16 protein-coding genes are annotated in these 18,515 nt (G+C 69.6%); 11 read left to right on the top strand and 5 right to left on the bottom strand.

What is annotated here, in order from left to right; translation table 11 throughout:
- Nucleotides 1-9: 9 nt before the first annotated feature.
- On the bottom strand, nucleotides 10-4,059 hold the full coding sequence (gene hrpA / locus J7520_RS17580; protein WP_291191179.1) for an ATP-dependent RNA helicase HrpA: 4,050 nt from the start codon (nucleotides 4,057-4,059) through the stop codon (nucleotides 10-12).
- Nucleotides 4,060-4,186: 127 nt separating this feature from the next.
- Between hrpA and J7520_RS17585 the strand changes: the two genes are divergently transcribed.
- A complete protein-coding gene (locus J7520_RS17585) occupies nucleotides 4,187-4,654 on the top strand; it encodes a Dps family protein (RefSeq protein ID WP_291191182.1) in 468 nt (155 codons plus the stop codon).
- 16 nt (nucleotides 4,655-4,670) lie between these two features.
- Here the strand turns inward: J7520_RS17585 and J7520_RS17590 are convergent, their stop codons facing one another.
- Nucleotides 4,671-5,936, bottom strand: a complete 1,266-nt coding sequence (locus J7520_RS17590) for a threonine/serine exporter family protein (protein WP_291191185.1) — start codon at nucleotides 5,934-5,936, stop codon at nucleotides 4,671-4,673.
- A gap of 109 nt (nucleotides 5,937-6,045) precedes the next feature.
- On the opposite strand from J7520_RS17590, the gene J7520_RS17595 reads away from it, so the two are divergent.
- The 5 genes from J7520_RS17595 to mgtE all read left to right on the top strand — a co-directional run bounded on the left by J7520_RS17595 (nucleotide 6,046) and on the right by mgtE (nucleotide 11,315).
- Nucleotides 6,046-7,155, top strand: coding sequence for an ABC transporter permease (locus J7520_RS17595; protein WP_291191188.1), 1,110 nt, complete (start codon nucleotides 6,046-6,048; stop codon nucleotides 7,153-7,155).
- Nucleotides 7,156-7,282: 127 nt separating this feature from the next.
- Nucleotides 7,283-8,080 carry an ATP-binding cassette domain-containing protein gene (locus J7520_RS17600; protein ID WP_291191192.1) on the top strand — a complete coding sequence of 266 codons (798 nt, stop codon included), beginning with the start codon at nucleotides 7,283-7,285 and terminating at the stop codon, nucleotides 8,078-8,080.
- A gap of 25 nt (nucleotides 8,081-8,105) precedes the next feature.
- Nucleotides 8,106-9,050: an MlaD family protein gene (locus J7520_RS17605; RefSeq protein ID WP_291191195.1), complete on the top strand. Its 945-nt coding sequence runs from the start codon at nucleotides 8,106-8,108 to the stop codon at nucleotides 9,048-9,050.
- Complete coding sequence (locus tag J7520_RS17610; protein WP_291191198.1) at nucleotides 9,047-9,682, top strand: ABC-type transport auxiliary lipoprotein family protein; 636 nt, start codon at nucleotides 9,047-9,049, stop codon at nucleotides 9,680-9,682. The genes J7520_RS17605 and J7520_RS17610 overlap by 4 nt, the downstream gene beginning before the upstream one ends.
- Before the next feature lie 190 nt (nucleotides 9,683-9,872).
- Nucleotides 9,873-11,315, top strand: a complete 1,443-nt coding sequence (mgtE, locus tag J7520_RS17615; protein WP_291191201.1) for a magnesium transporter — start codon at nucleotides 9,873-9,875, stop codon at nucleotides 11,313-11,315.
- A 340-nt stretch (nucleotides 11,316-11,655) separates the two neighbouring features.
- Here mgtE and J7520_RS17620 read toward each other — a convergent pair whose 3' ends face one another.
- From J7520_RS17620 to J7520_RS17630, 3 genes are all read right to left on the bottom strand, one after another.
- Nucleotides 11,656-11,874 (bottom strand): hypothetical protein, encoded by a 219-nt coding sequence (locus J7520_RS17620; protein WP_291191204.1) that lies wholly within the window; start codon nucleotides 11,872-11,874, stop codon nucleotides 11,656-11,658.
- Between the two features lie 100 nt (nucleotides 11,875-11,974).
- Entirely contained in the window at nucleotides 11,975-12,418 is a 444-nt protein-coding gene (locus tag J7520_RS17625; protein WP_291191207.1) for a GNAT family N-acetyltransferase, read from the bottom strand.
- 85 nt (nucleotides 12,419-12,503) lie between these two features.
- Nucleotides 12,504-13,013 carry a hypothetical protein gene (locus J7520_RS17630; RefSeq protein ID WP_291191210.1) on the bottom strand — a complete coding sequence of 170 codons (510 nt, stop codon included), beginning with the start codon at nucleotides 13,011-13,013 and terminating at the stop codon, nucleotides 12,504-12,506.
- A 79-nt stretch (nucleotides 13,014-13,092) separates the two neighbouring features.
- Between J7520_RS17630 and J7520_RS17635 the strand changes: the two genes are divergently transcribed.
- The 5 genes from J7520_RS17635 to J7520_RS17655 all read left to right on the top strand — a co-directional run bounded on the left by J7520_RS17635 (nucleotide 13,093) and on the right by J7520_RS17655 (nucleotide 18,040).
- A complete protein-coding gene (locus tag J7520_RS17635) occupies nucleotides 13,093-13,296 on the top strand; it encodes a DUF6116 family protein (protein WP_291191213.1) in 204 nt (67 codons plus the stop codon).
- Between the two features lies 1 nt (nucleotide 13,297).
- Nucleotides 13,298-13,690: a hypothetical protein gene (locus tag J7520_RS17640; protein WP_291191216.1), complete on the top strand. Its 393-nt coding sequence runs from the start codon at nucleotides 13,298-13,300 to the stop codon at nucleotides 13,688-13,690.
- A gap of 98 nt (nucleotides 13,691-13,788) precedes the next feature.
- A complete protein-coding gene (locus J7520_RS17645) occupies nucleotides 13,789-15,273 on the top strand; it encodes an efflux transporter outer membrane subunit (RefSeq protein WP_291191219.1) in 1,485 nt (494 codons plus the stop codon).
- Between the two features lie 10 nt (nucleotides 15,274-15,283).
- Nucleotides 15,284-16,477, top strand: a complete 1,194-nt coding sequence (locus J7520_RS17650; protein ID WP_291191222.1) for an HlyD family efflux transporter periplasmic adaptor subunit — start codon at nucleotides 15,284-15,286, stop codon at nucleotides 16,475-16,477.
- Nucleotides 16,478-16,489: 12 nt separating this feature from the next.
- Nucleotides 16,490-18,040, top strand: a complete 1,551-nt coding sequence (locus J7520_RS17655; protein WP_291191225.1) for a DHA2 family efflux MFS transporter permease subunit — start codon at nucleotides 16,490-16,492, stop codon at nucleotides 18,038-18,040.
- Nucleotides 18,041-18,515 lie beyond the last annotated feature (475 nt).

The raw sequence follows: 18,515 nt of genomic DNA on the forward strand, positions 1-18,515 counted from the left end.
GCCAGCCCTTCACGCCCGCCTGGGCGCGCGCAGCGTCTCGACCAGCTTGGCGATCCGCTTCGGCGACACCGATTCGGCCGTGCGCAGCTCCTGCGCGAAGGTCGACACGCGCAATTCCTCGATCGCCCAGCGCAGCTCGCTCAGCGCAGCGTCCTCGCCGCCACGTTCGGCGCGCAGCTTCAGGTAGTCGCGCCAGTAGCCCTGCAGCGCGAGCATGCGCGCCTGGTCGCGCGCCGGATCCTGGCGCAGGCGCTCCGCGCGCAGCTTCATCGCCTTGAGGTAACGCGGGAATTGCGCGAGACGAGGCTTTTCCACGTCGCGCAGGAATCCGGGGGAGAGCAGCTCACCGAGCTGCTCGCGCAGGTCGTCGTAGTTCGCCTTGGCGAAGCCCATCAGCGGCGGCTGCAGCAGCGGCTGCAGCTCGGCGTAGGCGGCGATGATCGCCTCGGCCTGCGCCAGCCGCTCGACCGCGGCCGGGAACAGGCCGCGCGCGACGGCCTCCTTGGCGTGCTCGAACGCGGCGCGCGTGCGGATGTCGGGATCCTGCGCCGCGAACAGCTCGAGCAGCGCGGCTTCGACGAGATCCGTGCGCAACGCTTCGGCCGTGCCGATCGCCGCCCATTTCAGCATCAGCGCATTGTTCAGCGGCAGCTGCCGGCGCGCCTGCTTGATGCGGTCGGCGAGTGCGCGGCGCAACAACCGTTCGACGCCGCGCCGATGCTCGAGGCGCGCCTCGTCGTGACGCTCGAACACGCGCAAGGCGACGCTCTCGCCGAGGTCGACCAGCGCCGGGAACGCCGTCAATCCACCGCTGGAGACGATGCTGGCCGGAATGTCCTCGACGTCGAACGCGTCGAGGCCCTCGCGCGTCAGCTCGACGTCGGCGCGCTGCGAAAACGCGACACGCGCCGCGCCGGTCCACTGCGCCTGGATCGCGGCGAGATCGCGGCTCTCCACCAGGGTCGCGCCGCGCTCGTCGTAGACGCGAAAATTCATCGTGAGGTGCGGCGGCAGCTCGACGCCGGCGAAATCCGCCGCGCCGACCGCGACGCCGGTGACCCGCTGCAGATAACGCGCGAGCGCCGCGAACAGCGGCTCGTCGCGCGGCGCCTCGGCTTCGGCGAAGGCGCGGGCGAAATCCGGTGCCGGCACGAAATTGCGCCGCAGCGCCTTCGGCAGGCCGCGGATCGCCTCGGCGACCTTTTCCGCGAGCAGACCCGGAACCAGCCATTCGCAACGCGCCGCCGGCACCGCGTTCACCAATGCGAGCGGCACCTGCATCGTCACGCCGTCGGCGGGGTCGCCGGGCAGGAAGCGGTAGGACACGCGCAGCGGATGACCGGCGAGTTCGAGCTGCGCCGGGAAATCGCGCGCTCCGACACCGGGTGATTCGCCCATCACGTCGGCCAGCGACCAGTGCAAGGCCGCCTGCTCGGCCGGCGACGCCCTGCGGTACCAGGCGTCGAGCGCCACGCTCGTGTACACGTCGTCGGGCAGCTTGCCGGCGAAGAACGCCGCCAGCTCCTCGTCGCCGAGCAGGAGGCCGCTGCGGCGACGCTTGGCCTCGATCTCGCGCGCCTCGGCCAGCACGCGCGCGTTGGCACGCACGAAATCGGCGCGCGCGTCGATCTCGCAGCGCGCGAGCGCTTCCCGCGCGAAGATCTCGTGCGCGCGGTGCGGATCCTGTGCGCCGAACTGCACCGGACGCTTCTCCACCAGCGTCAGTCCGAACAGCGTGACCTGCTCGAACGCGATCACCGCGCCGCGCTTGCGCGACCAGTGCGCATCGCGCCAGCTCTTCTTGACCAGATGCGCCGCCTGCTGCTCGATCCAGATCGGCTCGACGCGCGCGCACAGCATCGCGTAGACCTTGGCGAGGTCGAGGATCTGCCCGGCCAGGAGCCATTGCGGCGGCGACTTGGCCAGGGCCGATCCGGGAAAGATCGCGAACTTGCGCTCACGCGTGCCGCGGTACTGGTTGCGCTCGTCCTTCAATCCGACCTGGGTCGGCCAGCCGGACAGAAGGCAGCGGTGGATCGCCTCGTAGTCGTCGGCGACCGGGTCGGCGGCAGCGGCCGCCGCGCGCGGCTGCGCGACGGCGCCTTTCGCCGGCTTGGACGTGGCTGCCTGCGGCTTGCGTGTTCCGCCGACGCCCGCTTCCCCGCCGCCGATTCCCGGTTCCTGCGCCAGCACCAGCAGCTGCCGATGCAGCTCGCGCCACTCGCGCATGCGCAGGAACGACAGGAAGCGCGCGTGGCACCAGTCGCGCAGCTTGGACTGCGTCAGCTCCTCGTGCGCGCCGGCGTACGCGACCCACAGCTTGAGCACGCTCATGAAATCGGATTTCGGATCGACGAACTCCGCGTGGGCGGCATCGGCCTGCTGGCGCGCGTCGGCCGGACGTTCGCGCGGATCCTGCACGCTCAGGAAGGCGGCCAGCACCAGCAGTTCGCGCGTCGCGCCGCGGCGTTCGGCTTCCACCAGCATGCGGCCGAGCGCCACGTCGATCGGCAGGCGCGCCATCACGCGGCCGATGTCGGTGAGCTGCTTCCGGTCGTCCACAGCGCCGAGTTCGGCCAGTCGCCGGTAACCGTCGCCGATCGCGCGCTCGCCCGGCGCTTCCACGAACGGGAAGTCGGCCGGGTCGCCGAGCTTCAGCGCGAGCATGCGCAAGATCACGCCGGCCAGCGACGAGCGCAGGATTTCCGGATCGGTGTAGCGCGGCCGCTGCAGGTAGTCGTCCTCGCCGTACAGGCGATAGCAGATGCCCGGACCGACGCGGCCGCAGCGGCCCTTGCGCTGGTCGGCGGCGGCTTGCGCGATCGGTTCGATGTGCAGGCGTTCGAGCTGGTTGCGCGGGCTGTAGCGCTTGACGCGCGCGGTGCCGGTGTCGATCACGTAGCGGATGCGCGGCACCGTCAGCGAGGTCTCGGCGACGTTGGTGGCGAGCACGATCCTCCGCTGCGGACCGGGCTTGAACACGCGGTCCTGTTCGGCCGCGGACAGGCGCGCGTACAGCGCGAGCACCTCGGTTTCGCGGTATTTGCGCCGCGACAGCGCAAGGTGCGCGTCGCGGATCTCGCGCTCGCCGGGCAGGAACACCAGCACGTCGCCGCGAGGATCCTCGTGGGTGATCTCGTCGGCGACGGCGATGATCTGCTCGGACAGCGAAAGATCGTTGCGGCCTCCCCTCGCCCCGCCATCGGCGTCCGCCTCGGCCGTGCGCGACGACTTCGCCCCGCCCTCCCGCTCGGCGGCGGAGGGACGGCTGCGGCGGCCGGCGGCCGCGATCTCCTCCAGGGGTCGCCAGCGCACCTCGACCGGGTAAGTCCGCCCCTCGACCTCGACCACCGGCGCGCCGCCGAAATGTTCGGCGAAGCGCGCGGTGTCGATCGTCGCCGAGGTCACGATCAGCTTGAGGTCGCGCCGCTTCGCCAGCAGCCGCTTCAGGTAGCCGAGCAGGAAGTCGATGTTGAGGCTGCGCTCGTGCGCCTCGTCGAGGATGATCGTGTCGTAGGCGCTGAGCCAGGCGTCGCCTTGCGTCTCGGCGAGCAGGATGCCGTCGGTCATGAACTTGATCAGCGCGTTGTCGCCGACCTGCTCGGCGAAGCGCACCTGGAAGCCGACCAGCTCGCCGACCTGGCCGCCGAGCTCGCTGGCGACGCGGCGAGCCACCGTGCGCGCGGCGATGCGGCGCGGCTGGGTGCAGCCGATCAGGCCGGCCGTGCCGCGGCCGGCGGCGAGGCAGAGCTTGGGCAGCTGCGTGGTCTTGCCCGAGCCGGTCTCGCCGGCGAGCACGACGACCTGGTGCTTGCGGATCAGCTCGACGATCTCGTCGGCGCGCGCGGCGATCGGCAGGGATTCGTCGATGCGGATTTCCGGTGCGCGCGCGGCGCGCGCGGCACGGCGCGCCTTCGACGCGGCGACGTCGGCGCGCAGCGCTTCGAGCGCGGCGGCCTCGGGTTTTTCGCGCAGGCGGCGCCAGCGTGCCAGCAGGCGACCGAAGTCGCGCGCCATGACGTGGTCGAGTTCGGCGCGCGGAAGAAAGGAATCGGGCATGGAACGGATCGTGGAACGCGAGCGGTGCATGATAGCCGCGGTCGATCGCCGCGATACGAAGGTTTCATTTCCCAGGCGATGGCCGGCACGCTAGGCTTCCCGCCTCTTCACGCACGGAGGTCGCGTCATGGCCATCGACATCGGCATCGCCAAGAAGGACCGCGAGAGCATCGCGAAGAACCTGTCCAAGCTGCTCGCCGACACCTATTCGCTGTACCTGAAGACGCACAGCTTCCACTGGAACGTCACCGGCACGATGTTCAACACGCTGCACCTGATGTTCGAGACCCAGTACAACGAATTGTGGACGGCGGCGGACGTGATCGCCGAGCGCATCCGCGCGCTCGACGTCTACGCGCCCGGCTCCTACACGCAGTTCGGCAAGCTGACCGCGATCGGCGAGGAAACCGGCGTACCGGACTGGAAGGGCATGGTGCAGCAGCTCGTCGACGGCCACGAGACGGTCGCCCGCACCGCGCGCGACGTGTTCAAGGCCGCCGACAAGGCCGACGACCAGCCCACCGCCGACCTCGCCACGCAACGCATGCAGGAGCACGAGAAGACCGCCTGGATGCTGCGCTCGCTGCTGAAGTGAACCGCGCGCCGCCGCGTCAGAGCTTGCGGCGCGGCGGCACCAGCAGATCGCCGAACAGCAGCCCGGCGACGATCGCGATCAGCAGCGTCACCAGCGTGATCGCGGTGTGGAAGCCGAGCTGCACGTCGTTCTCGAACACGAAACTCAGCGTGCGGAAACCGACGCTGCCCGGCACCAGCAGGATGATGCCGGGCTCGCGCACCAGCGCGCCGGGCCGGTCGGTCAGGCGCGCGAACAGGTTGCTCGCGGCGCCGATCGCCACGCTGCCGAGGAAGGTGCCGAACGCCGGCGACACGCGCGTGCCGGCGAGCTGCGTGCAGGCGTAGCCGAGCAGCACGGCCGCGACCACCACCGGCACGTGGCGCAGCGGGCTCTTGAACAGCACCGCGAACGACAGCGCCGCCGCGACCACCGCGCCCCATTCGATCGCCGAGCTCAGCCCCGCGCCGTCGTGCTGCCGCGGCAGGATGCCGAGCAGGGTGCAGGCCTGCACTGCGACGACGGTGCCGAAGGTCAGCTTCAGCAAGGTCGAGACCGCGCCCATCATGCGCGCGGTGCCGGAGATCAGGTGCTGGGTCGACAGTTCGCGCACGGCGGTGGTCAGCGTCATGCCCGGCATCAGCACGATCAGGCTGGCGATCACCACCGAACGCAGCGCCAGCGGCACGATCCAGGCCGCCACCGCGGTGGCGATCGCGGTGGCGAGGAAGGCCGACACCGCCTCGGCGGCCGGACTGAACGAGGCCCAGCGCTGCGCCGCCAGCGCGACCAGGCCCATGAAGAGGCCGATCAGGCCGGCCACGCCGGCCTCGACCCAGCCGGAATGCAGGATGATCGCGATCGCCGCCGCGGCGACGCCGTAGCTGAACACGGTGGCGACGTTCGACAGCAGCCGCGGCCGCCGCACGCCGACCTCGCGCAGCAGACGGCGGCCTTCGGCCAGACCGATCTCGCCGGCGATCACGCGATTGGCGATCTCGTCGGTGCGGCACAGCGCCTTCAGGTTGACCTCGCCCGGCGGCAGGCGCACGACCTGGGTCACCTCGGCCACGTCGTCGTCGCTGCTGGCGAGGTCGGAGAACGACATCACGATCGAGGTCGGCGTCGACAGCACGTTGCAGACCAGCCCCAGGCGCGCGCTGACCAGATTGACCACGTCTTCCAGGCGCGGCGCCGCCGTGCCGTACTCGTGCAGGCGGCGCGCGAGCTCGACCACGAAGCCGATGCGTGTCTTCAGCGGAACTTCGCCGCCGATCGGTTTGCTGATTTGGCCGTTGCCCATCCCTGCAATGATGCCGTGAATTCGCTCGACGACACCACGCATGAAGCATTGTTGAAGAATTCGGTTGGGCAATCTCCCGGTCCGCGCCGCACCCTGCTAGCCTTGCGCGATGACGACGACGGGCACGGCCACGCTTCAGCGCAGTGCGGACGGCGAATTCGTCGCCGCCTCCGGCGATTGGACCTTGGCCGGCGCACCGGCGCTCGGCGCGCTGGTCGCCGACCTGCGCCGCCGTGTCAGCCGCGGCGTGCGCATCGACGCCGCCGGCATCGGCCGCATCGACACCGCCGGCGCCGAGCTGCTGCTCGACCTCGCCGACGGCGGCGAAGTCGGCGGCCTCGACGCCAATCGCCGCGCCCTGCTCGACGCCGTCGCCAAGGTGCGCCACGCGCCGGTTTCCATGCCGCCGCGGCGGCCGAGCCTGATCGCCCTGTTCGAACGCACCGGCCGCGCCGCCGAACAGGTCTGGTTGAACGCCTATCGCCTGCTCGGCTTCATCGGCCTGATCCTGGTGACGCTGGTGCGCACCGTCCCCGATCCGCGCCGCTGGCGTCCGACCGCGCTCGCGTTCCATCTCGAGCAGGCCGGCCTCAACGCGGTGCCGATCGTGGTGCTGCTGAACTTCCTGATCGGCGCGGTCGTCGCCTTCCTCGGCGCGACGGTGCTGAAGGATTTCGGCGCCACCATCTTCACGGTCGAGCTGATCGGCTTCTCGTTCCTGCGCGAGTTCGGCGTGCTGCTGACCGCGATCCTGATCGCCGGCCGCTCCGGCAGCGCGTTCACCGCGCAGATCGGCTCGATGAAATCGCGCGAGGAGGTCGACGCGATCCGCACGCTCGGCCTCGATCCGATCGAAGTGCTGGTGCTGCCGCGGCTGCTCGCGCTGCTGATCGCGCTGCCGCTGCTGACCGTGCTGGCGATGCTGGCGGGCATCGTCGGCGGCGCGGTGGTCGGCGCGTTCGCGCTCGACATCTCCTCGACGCTGTTCATCACGCGCCTGCAGGACCTCGGTGCGGTGAAGCACTTCTGGGTCGGCATCAGCAAGGCGCCGCTGTTCGCCTTTTTGATCGCCGCGATCGGCTGCCTGGAAGGCTTCAAGGTGTCCGGCAGCGCCGAGTCGGTCGGCACGCACACGACCTCGAGCGTGGTGCAGGCGATCTTCGTCTCGATCATGGTCGATGCGATGGCGGCGATCTTCTTCATGGAGATCGGCATATGACGCTACCCGTGACGGCGCCTAGATGCGTTCCGTCCGCGGGGATGGCGGCCGCGTTCTCCGTCGTCTTTCCCGCGCCCTGCAAACAGGTCGCTTTCCGGCCGTCGCGCCGACGGCAAGGAACGCCAGCGTGACCGCGCCCGAGAACGTGATCACCGTGCGCGGCCTGCGCAACCAGTTCGGCGCGCAGGTCGTGCACGAGAACCTCGACCTCGACATCCGCCGCGGCGAGATCGTCGGCGTGGTCGGCGGCTCCGGCTCCGGCAAGTCGGTACTGCTGCGCTCGATCATCGGCCTGAACCGACCGGCCGCCGGCAGCGTCGAGCTGCTCGGCACCGAGATGACCAGCGCGAGCACGGCGCAGCGCAGCGAGGTCGAGCGCCGCTGCGGCGTGCTGTTCCAGAACGGCGCGCTGTTCTCGTCGCTGACCGTGGCCGAGAACACGATGGTGCCGATGCGCGAGCATTTCCGCCTGCCGCAGGCGATGATGGCGCGCTTCGCCGCGCTGAAGATCGCCCTGGCCGGCCTGCCGGAGAACGCCGGCGCGAAGTATCCGTCCGAGCTTTCCGGCGGCATGGTCAAGCGCGCCGCGCTGGCGCGGTCGCTCGCGCTGGATCCGGACATCCTGTTCCTCGACGAGCCGACCGCCGGCCTCGACCCGATCGGCGCGGCGGCGTTCGACCAGCTGATCCTGACCCTGCGCGAGAGCCTCGGCCTGACCGTGTTCCTGATCACGCACGATCTCGACACGCTGTACACGATCTGCGACCGCGTCGCGGTGCTGTCGCAGAAGCGGGTGCTGGTGATCGGCCCGCTGAGCGAGGTCGAACGCTACGACGATCCCTGGGTACAGGAGTACTTCCAGGGCCCGCGCGGCCGCGCCGCCGAGGCGGCGCAGCAGCGCCTCCACGCCGCACAGCCGCACTGAGACCTTACCGAATCCCGAGAGCCCTATGGAAACCCGCGCTCACTACGTCATCATCGGTGCCTTCACGATCGGCGTGTTCCTGCTCGCGCTCGGCTTCGTGATGTGGATGTCCAAGTCCGGCACCGACCTGCGCTTCAACCAGTACGAGATCGAGTTCACCGAGGCCGTCACCGGCCTCTCGGTCGGCGGCCTGGTGCAGTACAACGGAATCAAGGTCGGCGAGGTCTCCGCGCTGCGGCTGGCGCCCGACGATCCGCGCAAGGTCATCGCGCGCGTGAGCATCGACGCGAACGCGCCGGTGCGCACCGACACGCGCGCCAAGCTCGGCATCCAGGGCGTCACCGGGCTCGCCTTCATCCAGCTTTCCGGCGGCGCGCCGGGCAATCCGCCGCTGCTGCCGACCAAGGACAATCCGATACCGCGCATCCCGTCGGAGGAGTCGGCGCTGTCCAAGCTGCTCGCCTCCGGCTCCGACGTGGTCACCAGCGTCAACGACCTGCTGCTGCGCATGAACCAGGTGCTGTCCGAGGAGAACGTGCGCCACGTGTCGGCGACGCTCAGCAACATCGACCAGCTCAGCGCGTCGGTGGCCGAGGAGCGCGGCAACATCACGCTGGTGCTCAAGCAGCTGTCGGAGGCCACCGGCGAGCTCAAGCGCACGCTGGCGGCGGTCAACACCACCGCCGACACGACCAATGCGCTGCTGCGCGACGACGCGCGCGCGGTGCTGCAATCCACCCAGCGCGCGCTGGCCTCGGCCGACAAGGTGGCCGCCTCCGCCGCGATCCTGCTCGACGACAACCGCGGCGCGATCGACCGCTTCACCAACCAGGGCCTGCGCCAGATCGGACCGACCGTCGCCGAGCTGCGCGAGACCCTGCGCTCGCTCAAACAGCTCAGCGACAAGCTCAGCGCGTCCGACAGCCTGCTGTTGGGCCGCGACCAGCCGAAGGAGTACAAGCCGCAATGAGGACCGCACGCTTCGCCATCCTGCTGTTCGCCCTCGCCTCGCTCGCCGGCTGCTCCTCGCTGCTCGGCGTGCAGAGCCGGCCGTTCACGGTCTATTCGCCGAGCTACCACGCACCCGACCCCAGGCCGGCCGGCCCGAGCGTCGACTGGCAGCTGGCGGTCGAGACGCCGCTGTCGAGCGAGGCGCTGAACACCTCGCGCATCGTCGTCATGCCGAGCCGCGGCGTGATCGAGGTGATCCCCGGCGCGCGCTGGAGCGATCCGGCGCCGACCCTGCTGCGGCACATCGTCGTGCAGGGCTTCGAGGAGTCCGGCCGCATCATCGGCGTCGGCAGCTCCGCGGTCGGCCTGCGCGCGGACTATTCGCTGGTGCTCGACCTGCACGACTTCCAGGCCGAGCTTCGCGACGGCACGGCCTACGCCAAGGTCGGCTTCCATGCGCGCCTGCTCGACTACAGCACCAACCGCGTGCTCGCCGCACAGGGTTTCGCGGCGGAAATCCCGTTCTCCATCGCCGACCAAGCCGGCGCCTTCGCCGCGTTCGAGACCAGCGTGAGCCGGACCGTGACGGAGCTGGTCGAATGGACCCTGCGCGAAGGCAACGCGGCGCGCACGAAAACCTCGCCGAAATAGTTCCCCGCCGGGCGGATCGCAGCGACAATACGCCGTCCGCCCGCTTCGCCTTCGCCGCTTTCTTCGCGCGAATGCGGAGGCGGTCGGCGTCCTCCACCGGGTGTCCCCGCTCCGTTCGCGCCCTCCCGCCAGGCGGCGGGAACGCATCGGCACGGCATCCGGCCAGATCGCGCGAGTCCCCGACAGCCCCATGAGCGAAGCCGAAGCCACCACGCCGCACAGCCTCCTGCAGGCCCAGCTCGCGCGCGTGCACGAACTGCTGCGCCGGCAGCGGCTGGTCGAGAGCCTCGCCCACCGCGAGTACGGCGACCATCGCGACCTGGTCGAAAACCTCGTGCATCGCCAGCACGTGGCCGAGCTGCAGCGCGAGATCGACGGCCTGCACCCGGCCGACATCGCCTACATCCTCGAGGCGCTGCCGCCGGCGGATCGCCTCGAGGTGTGGAACCTGGTCAAGGCCGACCGCGACGGCGAGATCCTGCTCGAAGTCTCCGACGCGGTGCGCGAGTCGCTGCTCGCGGACATGGACAAGCCCGAGCTGCTGGCTGCCGCCGAGCAGCTCGACGCCGAGGAGATCGCCGACCTCGCCGAGGACCTGCCCGAGGACGTGCTCGCCGAGCTGATGCACCGGCTCAACGCCGAGCAGCGCGAGCGCGTGCAGGCGGCGATGTCGTGGGAGGACGACCAGGTCGGCGCGATCATGGATTTCGACATGGTCACGATCCGCGAGGATGTCAGCCTCGAAACCGTGCTGCGCTACCTGCGCCGGCTGAAGGAACTGCCCGACCACACCGACAAGCTGTTCGTCGTCAACGGCGACACCGTGCTGACCGGCGTGCTGCCGATCCGCTGGCTGCTGGTCAACGATCCGGCCAAGCGCGTCAGCGTGGTGATGGCCGAGGACGCCAACACCTTCCATCCGGAGGACGACGTCACCGAGACCGCGCAGGCGTTCGAGCGCTACGACCTGGTCACCGCGCCGGTGGTCGACGCCAACGGCAAGCTGATCGGGCGCCTGACCATCGACGCGATGGTCGACGTGATCCGCGAGGAGAGCGACGCCGAGGTACGCGAGCGCTTCGGTCTGCGCGAGGACGAGGACATCTTCGCCTCGGTGTGGAAGTCGCTGCGCAACCGCTGGGCCTGGCTGGCGATCAACCTGGTCACCGCCTTCGTCGCCTCGCGCGTGATCGGCCTCTTCGAAGGCTCGATCCAGAAGCTCGTCGCGCTGGCGGCGCTGATGCCGATCGTCGCCGGCATCGGCGGCAATTCCGGCAACCAGACCATCACGATGATCGTGCGTGCGCTCGCGCTTGACCAGATCCAGCGCGACAGCGCCAAGCGCCTGCTGCGCAAGGAACTCGGCGTCGCGCTCGTCAACGGACTGATCTGGGGCGGCGTGATCGGCTTCGTCGCGTGGCTCCTGTACAAGAACGTCGCGCTCGGCTTCGTCATGACCGCGGCGATGACCTTGAACCTGCTGCTCGCCGCGCTGATGGGCGTGCTGATCCCGATGACCCTGCTGCGCTTCGGCCGCGACCCGGCGATGGGATCGAGCGTGATGATCACCGCGCTGACCGACAGCGGCGGCTTCTTCATCTTTCTCGGGCTGGCGACGCTGTTCCTGATGTGAGCGGCGCGCGACCGGCGGCGCGTGCGGCCGGCTGCGGCTGCTTGCGGTAGACGCCGCCGAACGTCACGTTGACGCCGCCGCAGCGGCCGTCAAGGAAGGAAGCGCATGCCTGCGGTCTCGCGAATCGAGCGGGAATCGGATGGCGAAGCGGTTCCGACGTGCATTCTGAGGACGATCTACGGTTCCGGCTCGGCCATCAGCGCCTCCTGGACACGCCGGTTGCCCGCGTACTTGCGCCGCAGCCCGGCGGCATCGCCGTCGACCGCGTCGCAGCTCGGTCATGGTGCGATTGATTTCCGCATCCCTTTCCGAACGGTCTCCGCTGCGCGCACGAACGCGCCTAGTCGCCGCCACCGCTGCTGCCGCCATCACCGCAACTGCCGCTGTCGGTCGCGGAATCGCTGCAGTCGGACACGTGCTGCGCCACCCAGCTCGCATCGCCGCCGTCCAGGAGACTGGAATCCGACGCGCTGCTGCGCGACGGTCGCGGCGACCAGAACACGAAGGCCAATATCGGCAGAATCGCCAAGGCGATCAACAGAGCGACGACGTACCCCATGAGAACTCCCGATCCGTACGAAACTTCTCGACACCGTGTGGAAGGTCAGCGCGACGGCATGCTATCGCGTCGACCGCACACGCATCAGCGCGTTCTCCACCTAACGCAGCTCTTTCGAAAACAGGATCTGCACCCGATCCGACTTGTGCTTGAGCCCGCAGACCGCGAAACCGTGGCGCAGATTGGCCTGCGTCATCGCCAGGTTGTCGCGGTTCGTCGCGGTTTCGACCGCGATGAAGCCGCGCTCGTACAGCCACGCGTGCTGGTGCCGCAGGAGTTCGCCGGCGATGCCGCGGCGGCGAAAGTCCGCGCGCACGCCGCCGAGCCAGCTGTAGTAGCGCGTCCGGCCGGTGGCGTAGCCCGCCTTGAAGCCGACCAGGTCTCCTGCCTCGCTCGCGCAAACGACGCTCGCCATCGGCATGTGGGCGAGCCGCCAGGCGAGATCGTCCTTCGGCGCGCCGAAGACCGCTGCGCCGAGCTTCCCGAGCGCCTCGACGAAACCCGCCTCGAACGGCCCGGCGTGTACGGAATACTGCAGAGACATGACGCGCACCATTCGCGAAGCGAAATGATCGAAGGAGGCAATTGTCACACCTCGAGCCGGACCACGAGCGGCGCGATCCGAAACCCTAGAAGAACGTGCGCAGAAATGCCGCCGCCTGCGCCGAAATCCCGACGATCTTGTTCGTCGCCTGCCGATAGAACTTGAAGTTGAGCTCGGTCTCCGGCCTGCCGTCGTTCCAGTCGGAAAACCGCTTCAGCTCGTTCCGCCCCAGACGGCGCTTCGCTATCGCATCGCCGCGCACGAGGATGCTCACGCGCGGCGTCTGGCGGACGACGCCGGGCTTCTTCGCGACCGCCCGCGCCGACACCACCACGCCGCGGGCGACCAGCCCCCGCCCGCCTTCGTTCTCGCTCGCGAACAGGAAGACCGTATCGCCGGCGGCGATGCGCTTGCCTGCGTACATCGTCTTCTGCGCCTCGAACGCGAACGTCGACGCGTGCGGATCGTGGATTTCGGCTTTGATCGCGAACATCACGGCTCCCGATGGGGACGCCGGCGCGCGCCGGCTGCGGCCACCCTCGCCGGCGCGCCGGAAGGCGCCGATCAAGCGTATCCGACGCGCGGGTGCCGGCATCCTACGACGAACCGGCAACGCCCTTGCGCATCGGGTCCACCTGCCGCATTGTGGGGAGGCGATCCGTCGGGAGTTCCACATGCCCAATCCACTCACCAATCCTCTGTTGCGCTGGGCCGAAGGCCTGCGCTTTCCGCGTTTGGCGATGCTGACGGCGGGCCTGTTCCTGCTCGACCTGGTGATCCCGGACGTGATTCCGTTCATCGACGAAATCCTGCTCGGCCTCGCCACGCTGCTGCTGACCAACCTGCGCCAGCACAAGCCCTCCGTCAAAGCTCCCTAGCATGCGCTATCTGCTGTGCCTGATCGGCGGCGCCCTGATCGGCGCGCTGCTCGCCTTGACCGCGGCCAACTCGCTGCAGCGGCGCAATGCCTGGCCGCGCGCGATCATGCACGTGATGCAGCACGAGCTCGGCCAGTCGCGCGAGAACGCGCGCCAGGGTCGCTGCACCGATCCGTCGATGGGCACGGCGCAGGCGCACCTGACGTTGCTGTCCGGCGACCTCGAACGCGCCCTGCTCGATCCGGCCGCGAAGGACCGCGTGTTCGGCAAGTACGCGCAGGACCTGCGCAACGCGGTCGCCGCCTGGGACGTGAATGCGGACTGCCCGCACCAGGCCGCGCGGCTCGGCGAGATCGACCAGGCCTGCGACGCCTGCCACCGCGACTATCGCTGAACGGTCGCCGCCGCGGCCCATTGTCCGCAATTACAGAACTCTGTAGTATCGTTTTTTCGGCGCATGCCGCGCCCGCTTCGCCGATCCCGAGTCCGCCGATGACCCGCGTCGCCACCCGCCTCGCCGTCCTGACTGCTGCGCTCGCCTTGGCGAGTTGCTCGATTCCGCCCAAGCCCGACGCGCCGCCGCTGCGCAACGAGGCGCCGTTGGCCGGCATCGGCGTCGCGCACGGCGGCGCGTGGCCGGAAACGGAGTGGTGGAAGCGCTACCGCGACGCGCAGCTCGACGCGCTCGAACAGAAGGCCCTCGCCGCCGCGCCGACGCTGGACGAAGCGCGCCAGCGCTTCGGCACCGCGATGCGTTCGATCGACATCGCGCGCGCCGCCGGCGGCGCCTCGGTGCAGGCGAACGCGCAGGTGCAGCGCCTGCGCATGAGCGAGAACGGCCTGATCCCGAGCCAGTTCCTCGGCTTCACCTGGTACAACCAGGGCGACCTCAGCCTGCAGTTCCAGTACGACTTCGACTTCTGGGGCAAGACGCGCGCCGCGGTCGCCGCCGCCGTCGACGAAGCGCGCGCGGCCGAAGCCGAGCGCAGCGCCGCGGCGCTGATGCTGACCACCGCGGTCGCCGACACCTATTTCGGCTGGCAGGCGGACCAGACGCGCCTGGCCCTGGCGCGCGAATCGGTCGCCGCGCTCGAACGCAGCCGCCTGCTGACCGAGAAGCGCACCGCGCGCGGCATCGACACGCCCGACCTGCTGCACCAGGCCGACGCCCGCCTCGCCGGCGCGCGCGAACTGGAAGCCGCCTACGCCGGCTCGGCGCCGATCCGCCTCGCCGCGCTCGCCGCCCTGCTCGGCGTCGCACCGGCCGAACTGCCGGAATTGACGGCGAAGCCGCTGCCGACGGTCGACGCGGCGCTGCCCGACGACGTCGGCATCGACCTGCTCGCGCGCCGGCCCGACATCGCCGCCAATCGCTGGCGCGTGGAGGCGGCGCTGCGCCGCGTCGACCAGGCGCGTGCGGAGTTCTATCCGGACATCAGCCTCGGCGCGATGGCCGGCTTCTCCTCGATCGACCTCGACAAACTCGTCAACGCCGACAGCCGCGTGTTCGGCGTCGGCCCGGCGCTGCACCTGCCGCTGTTCGCGCTGAGCCGCCTGAACGCGCAGTACGGCGCCTCGCAGGCGCAGCTCAAGACGGCCGCCGCGGCGTACGACGCCAGCGTCGTCGACGCCGCACGCGACGTGGCCACGCAGGCGCTGAACCTCAAGCAGCTCGACGCGCGCCGGCACGAACGCGAGCGACAGGTCGACGCGACGCTCCGTCTGCAGGGCGTGGTGACGGCACGCGCGCAACGCGGCCTCGTCGACGACCGCAGACTGCTCGAAGCCCAGACCGACCTGCTGCAGCAGCGCGACGCCGCCGCGACCCTGGCGGCCGACGCGATCGCCGCCGAGATCGCGCTGACCAAGGCGCTCGGCGGCGGCTACCGCCGCGACGAGGCGACGCGGATTTCAGCGACCGAGACATCCACCGGCGACGCCGCGCCGCCGGCCGACACCCCGACTCGTTCCCAGTGAGCACGTTCCGATGAGCGACTCCAACACCGCCACCACCGCCGACGACGACGGCCGCGAGAACGGCAAAGGCAACGGCAAGCGCCGCGCGATCCTGATCACGATCGCGCTGGTCTTCGTCGTCGCCGGCATCGCCTGGTATCTCCTGTACCTGTTCGTGTTCTCGCTGCGCGAGGTCACCGACGACGCATACGTCGCCGGCAACCAGGTCGCGATTTCCACGCAGCAGCCGGGTACCGTCGTCGCGGTGCTGGTCGACGACACGCAGCGCGTCGAGACCGGCCAGGCGCTGATCAAGCTCGATCCGACCGACGCGCAGGTCAACCTCGCCAAGGCGCGCAGCGCGCTGGCGAACGCCGTGCGCCAGGTGCGCCAGCAGACCGAGATGGCCTCGCAGTACGACGCCGCGATCGTCGCGCGCAAGCTCGACCTCGCGCGCGCCGAAGCCGACCTCAAGCGGCGCCAGCCGCTGCTGGCCGACAAGGCGATCGCACCGGAGGAAGTCGCGCATGCGCGCGAGGCGGTCGACACCGCAAAGGCCGCGCTCGATCTCGCCACGCGCCAGGCGGCCGCTTCGCACGCGCTGGTCGACGGCACCGACGTCGCCTCGAACGCCTCGGTGCAGCAGGCCAAGGCCGCGTTCCGCGAGGCCTGGATCGCCAACGAGCGCAATACGATCGTCGCGCCGATCGGCGGCTACGTCGCGCAGCGCAGCGTGCAGGTCGGCGCGCGCGTGCAGGCCGGGCAGCCGCTGATGACGATCATTCCGCTGCACGACCTGTGGGTCGACGCGAACTTCAAGGAAAGCCAGCTCGCGCACATCCGCATCGGCCAGCCGGCGAAGATCGAGAGCGACGTCTACGGCGGCAGCGTCGAATACCACGGCAAGGTGGTCGGGCTCGGCGCCGGCAGCGGCTCGGCCTTCGCGCTGCTGCCGCCGCAGAACGCCTCCGGCAACTGGATCAAGGTGGTGCAGCGCGTGCCGGTGCGCATTGCGCTGGACGAGAAGCAGCTCGAGCAGCACCCGCTGCGCGTGGGCCTGTCGACCGCGGTGACGGTCGACACGCACGACCGCTCCGGCAAGGTGCTGGCGGCGACGCCGACGACGACGCCGGTGGCGCAGACCACCGTCTACGAGCGCGACCTCGCCAAGGCCGAGACCGAGGCCGACGCGATCGTCGCCGCGAACCTTCCCGCCGCGCGCTGAAGAAATCCGCCGATGGCCGCCGAGCAAGGCAAGCCGAACCTGCCGCCGCTGCACGGCGCGCCGCTGGCGCTGCTGACCATCGCGGTCGCGTTCGCGACCTTCATGGAAGTGCTCGACATCACGATCGTCAACGTGTCGGTGCCGCACATCGCCGGCAGCCTCGGCGTGAGTCCGCAGGAAGGCACCTGGGCGATCAGCTCCTACTCGCTGGCCAGCGCGATCATGCAGCCGCTGTCGGGCTGGATCGCGCGCCGCTTCGGCGAGGTGCGCAGTTTCTGCGTGTCGGCGTTCCTGTTCGTCGCGATGTCGATGCTGTGCGGCCTCGCCACCAGCATGCCGATGCTGGTCGTCGCGCGTCTTCTGCAGGGCGCCGGCTCCGGCCCGATGGTCGCGCTGTCGCTGAGCCTGCTGCTGAACGCCTACCCGAACGAACGCAAGGGTCTCGCGCTGGCGCTGTGGGCGATGACCGTGGTGGTGGCGCCGATCTTCGGCCCGATCCTCGGCGGTTATCTCACCGACAACTATTCCTGGCCGTGGATCTTCTACATCAACGTGCCGGTCGGAATCCTCGCCGTGATCGTCACCTGGTTCCTGCTGCGCCATCGCGAGACGACCATCGTCAAGGCGCCGATCGACGCGGTCGGCCTGATCCTGCTGGTGGTCGGCGTCGGCTGCCTGCAGTTCATGCTCGACAACGGCAACGACAAGGACTGGTTCTCCTCCACCTTCATCACCGCGCTCGGCATCATCGCGCTGGTCTGCCTGACCTTCTTCGTCGCCTGGGAGCTGACCGACAAACATCCGGTCGTCGACCTCAGCCTGTTCCGCAAGCGCAACTTCGCCGTCGGCGTGGCCGCGATGTCGTTCGGCATGCTCGGCTTCTTCGGCATCAACGTGGTCTATCCGCTATGGCTGCAGACGGTGCTGAACTACACCGCCTCGTGGGCGGGCCTGGCGACCGCGCCCGTCGGCATCCTCGCCTTCCTGCTGTCGCCGGTGATCGGGCGCAACATCCAGCGCCTGGAACTGCGCTCGGTGGTCACCTTCGCCTTCGTCGTGTTCGCGGTCACCTCGTACTGGTTCGCGAGCTTCCCCGACAACGCCTCGTTCGGCCAGCTGGTGTGGCCGCGCTTCATCATGGGCATGGCGATCCCGTGCTTCTTCATTCCGCTGAACCAGGTGTTCCTGTCCGGCCTGAAGCCGCACGAGATCGCCTCGGCCTCGGGCCTGGCGAACTTCTGCCGCACGCTCGCGGCGAGCATCTCGACGGCGGTCACGGTGACGATCTGGCAGCACCGCGGCGACTACCACCACGCCGTTCTGGCCGAGCATTTGAACGGCGCCAGCGCGGCGACGACCGGCTACATCGACGGCCTGTCCGCGCTCGGCGGCCCGGCGCTGCGCAGCTGGGCGATCGTCGAAGGCATCGTCACACGGCAGGCGCTGACCTTGGCCGTCAACGACGTGTTCCTGCTCTGCACGTTCCTGTTCCTGGCGATGATCCCGGTGGTCTGGCTGGCCAAGCCGCCGTTCGGCAACGTCGCCGCCGGGCCGGGGCACTGAGTCCGGCGGCCCGAGCCCGCCTGCTTTCCCTCGTCTCCCTTGGAAAGCAGCGATCGGACGGCACCGTGATCGGCGTGGAACAACAACTGGACGTCGATGTCGTCGTGAAGGCGCAGCGGGCGTCCGACGAATGTTCGATCGCATAGCCGCCGGCTATCCACCACGCGCGGGAACCTTCGCCTTCTTCCTGTTTCGCACCGGCGGCGGACGTGCGGCGAATCCGCCAGCGCGGCTGTCGCGTGTCGTCCACGCTTACAGGGTAATCCCTAGCTAGGGATAGTCCCGGCTGTCGGGCGCGCGCCGAAATTTGCAGATTTACACTGGTTCATCATCGACCAATCCAGCGAAGGGGGCTTCCATGACCGGCATTTCCACTCTGCGCAACTTCACCGAGAACACGCAGTTCCAGGGCAGCATCGACAGCTCGCTGGGGCGCGTGGATCCCAGCCTGGGCGCCACGCGCATCCGCGCGACG

Source organism: Dokdonella sp. (assembly GCF_017744955.1).
Lineage (GTDB): Bacteria > Pseudomonadota > Gammaproteobacteria > Xanthomonadales > Rhodanobacteraceae > Dokdonella_A.